This is a genomic window from Dolichospermum sp. UHCC 0352, from assembly GCF_009711925.1.
In the GTDB taxonomy this organism is placed as follows: Bacteria; Cyanobacteriota; Cyanobacteriia; order Cyanobacteriales; family Nostocaceae; genus Dolichospermum; species Dolichospermum lemmermannii.
On sequence record NZ_VIKY01000020.1, the window covers coordinates 1 to 3,352 of the forward strand.

The 3,352-nt window shown below is 37.9% G+C and carries 3 protein-coding genes and 1 pseudogene; 1 reads left to right on the forward strand and 3 read right to left on the reverse strand.

The window, feature by feature from the left end:
* The coding region (gene tnpA, locus FJR06_RS01435; RefSeq protein ID WP_015081456.1) for an IS200/IS605 family transposase at nt 1-411 on the reverse strand (411 nt) is incomplete at its 3' end.
* Between the two features lie 514 nt (nt 412-925).
* Between tnpA and FJR06_RS24150 the strand changes: the two genes are divergently transcribed.
* Nucleotides 926-1,363: a transposase gene (locus FJR06_RS24150; RefSeq protein WP_235081899.1), complete on the forward strand. Its 438-nt coding sequence runs from the start codon at nt 926-928 to the stop codon at nt 1,361-1,363.
* 3 nt (nt 1,364-1,366) lie between these two features.
* On the opposite strand, the gene FJR06_RS01445 is transcribed toward FJR06_RS24150, so the two are convergent.
* Together FJR06_RS01445 and FJR06_RS01450 are read right to left on the reverse strand one after the other, a co-directional pair.
* Entirely contained in the window at nt 1,367-2,638 is a 1,272-nt protein-coding gene (locus tag FJR06_RS01445; RefSeq protein ID WP_015081457.1) for a glycoside hydrolase family 10 protein, read from the reverse strand.
* 281 nt (nt 2,639-2,919) lie between these two features.
* Nucleotides 2,920-3,324, reverse strand: a pseudogene (locus FJR06_RS01450) (response regulator); the annotation flags it as partial.
* Nucleotides 3,325-3,352: the final 28 nt, after the last annotated feature.

Sequence of the window (3,352 nt, forward strand, 5' to 3'; positions counted from 1 at the left end):
GCCCTCACAGACAACTTTTTCAGCACCCCCTATGTATCGTCTAATTGTATCTGCCCAAACCTGACCTGCCGTCGAATAAAAATAACTGTTAGTCCATAGGCTAGGAAGTTTTAATAACTCCGGGAACTCTTTTCTCAATAGATAGGATGACCGACCTTTAAACGCCTTAATAACTTGGTTAATGGCTATATCCGGTTGATGCTCTACAAACAAATGGACATGATCTGGCGCGACTTCTAAAGCCAAAACGTCCCAATCCTTCTCTTGAGCTAAATCATTGATTATTTGTCGAAGACGCTTGGCTATCTCTCCAGATAAAACCTTCCTTCTTCGTTTGGGAATCCAGACTAGATGAACTACAGCGTTGCCTTTAGAATGGTTGCTTGTTCTAAACTCCAAAGTGGTTTTCATGTTGTTTTCTCGTTGCTATTGACAAATAGAATCTAACTCAGTTTCAGTTATATTGGAAAAGTCAAGAAAATAACACAGGTAAAAATAATTGTGTACGGCTGCCAACAGATATTAATTAGCCCGAATAAGGATTTAAAAGCCATATTGGAATATGTTTGTACTGGAGCTAAAAAGCTGACAAATTGCGGTGTTTACTATTCTCGTCAGTTATATTTTAAAACTGGCAAGATACCAAGTAAAGCCGACCTGCATAAACAATTAAGAACTATCCAAAAAAAAACGCCCATTATCAAGCTTTGTACTCGGACACAGCACAACAGATTTTAACTACTGTTGCAGAATCTTTTAAGTCTTACTTTGGACTTTTAAAAGGCATAAAAGAAGGTACGGTAACTCAAAAACCTAAACCACCAAATTACTGTAAAAGTGTAATGTCTATTGCAACCTTTACGGGGCGTTCTTTAAAATTAAAGGACGGAATATTGAGATTCCCTTTAGGTAGTAAGGTAAAAGCGTGGTTTGGAATAGACGCTTTTTATATCCCTATGCCCTCAAATCTGGACTTAATCAAAAGTTTGTTCAAATCCCTACTGCAAAACTAAAAAACCGCATTGCTCAACTGTGTGAACAATACGGTATCAAGTTTGTTGAAACTGAAGAATCCTATACCTCAAAGACATCGTTCCTAGACAATGATTTTCTACCTACATTTGGTGCAAAACCCGAAGGGTGGAAAGAGTCAGGGAAAAGAATTAGCCGGGGTTTGTACTGTTCTCAGGACGGCACAAAAATTAATGCAGATTGCAACGGTGCGGTCAACATAATCAGAAAAGTAGCTGCGATATTTAAGTTTGACTTAATTGGAGTAGGTAGAGGTTGTTTAAGTCAGCCTACGAAAGTTCTTTTATGGACTCTTCAGAAATCCCCGCGTCTTCAGACCGGGGAAGCTTAAACACTAAAATGGTATTTTGTCAGTCACAGTTAGATTCGTTTCCCATGGCACTGACTCTACTTTTGTTTCCCCTTCCCCAGACTCCACTGCCGTTCGTAATGCCGGATATGGAAATAAACTTTTAAATCCAGCCAAACGTTCTCTTGATGCTTCTGGTGCAGTATTCCAAAGACTTTCATAATAGAAAAAAGCTACACCCAGTCCCCGTTGTTGGGCGGCACGAACTTGAGATTGAATCTGTTGAATTGATACGGGTTTAGTTCTTAAACCTGCCATAACACCGATTCCCGCAGGAATTTTTTGTTTTACTTCTTCCATTTCTGGACGGGAAAGCTTGCCAATAAAATGATCTAAATTTTCCTTATAAACTTGCACAATTAACTCATCTACTATGTCTAATCGTACCCAGTTCAACCAATCTTGGAGTTGAAATTTATAGGCATGATTATAGTAATTAGGAGAAACAGAAAAAATCATTTTCGGTTTGATTTGTTTGACTGTTTGATTAAGTCTCACCATGAATTCTGTAATTTTATTTGCCCGCCAATTTACCCATTCTGGGTTTTGAGGATCACTGGGTGGCATTTTTTTAGTTTCTTCTTGATATAAGGCAACCGTATATTTATCGTAACCAAATTCAGAAGGTAAACTGGTATGATCATCAAATTGGATACCATCAAGATCATACTTGTTAGTAAGTTCTACAAGCAAATCGCTAATAAACTGTTGTACTTCTGGATGAAACGGATTTAACCATGAAACCTCACCGCCGGCACTAATAGATGTTTGATTACCATCTTTTTTTTGTGTTAACCATTCTGGTTTATTCATTGCTAATTCTGAACTGGGAGGAGTCATAAACCCAAATTCAAACCAAGGAATTACCAGTAAATTTTGCCGATGAGATTTATTAATTAAATCGGCAAGAATATCATGTCCATCTAAACCTTGAAAGACAAACGGTTGGATTTCTAACCGCTTGGCTACTTCACTAGGATACATGACATAACCAGAATTCCAAACTACGGGATAGATAGTGTTAAAATTGAGTTTTTGGAGTTGTGTGACTGCTTCCTGAACTTTAGTCCTATCTTTAAGAATATCAAGATCATTATTTGTCATCCATACACCACGAATTTCTTGCCGTGATGTTTGGGCTGTTACAGGTGTAAAGGTGTTTCCCCATAAAACTATGAGTAAGGAAATTAAAAACAAGGGCAGAAATGACTTTTTCAGTATTTTCTGAAAACCAAATGAATAGAAATTGAATTTCATTTTAATTTGAAATTATGGCAATGATATAGTATGAGTCAGGAGTCACCGAGTCACCGAGTCACCGAGTCAGGAGTAAAACTGACTTGCTGTATGGCTTTGAATTTAGATTCTGTACCTAATTAATCTGTAATCTGCTATATTTGACGGATTTAATCAAAAGTAGTGCCTGTTCTGAAAATTTTTTTTATGGAATGCAAAAAAATAGGTTTTGAGATTTTATTGATTGACAATGAATTATATCTCGATCTGGTGCAGTTAAACACAAAATTCCAGGTTTATGGCTATGAATCAGGATGCAGAAGATTGCGTCTAACCAGACTGGCGACAACTGTAGCTAATTCCACTGGTTCAATGGGTTTGGGCAAATGTAATTGAAATCCTGCTTGTATGGCTTGCATCCTGTCCTCTACCCTAGCATAAGCTGTCAATGCGGCTGCGGGAATATTTCCGCCTTTGTCAGGGGACAGCGATCGCACTTTACGAATTAATGAATAACCATTTTCCCCTGGCATCCCAATATCACTAATCAAAACATCCGGTGTCCACAGGGTAAGCATTTCCAAAGCTTCTTGGGCTGATGATACTGCTGTAACTTCCGCTTGGCATTCTTGTAGAACTGTAGCAATAAATTCACGGCTATCAACTTCGTCATCTACAACTAATACTTTTAGGCCGTTTAGTATGGGTTTTTAATGGCATTTTATGACGATGATT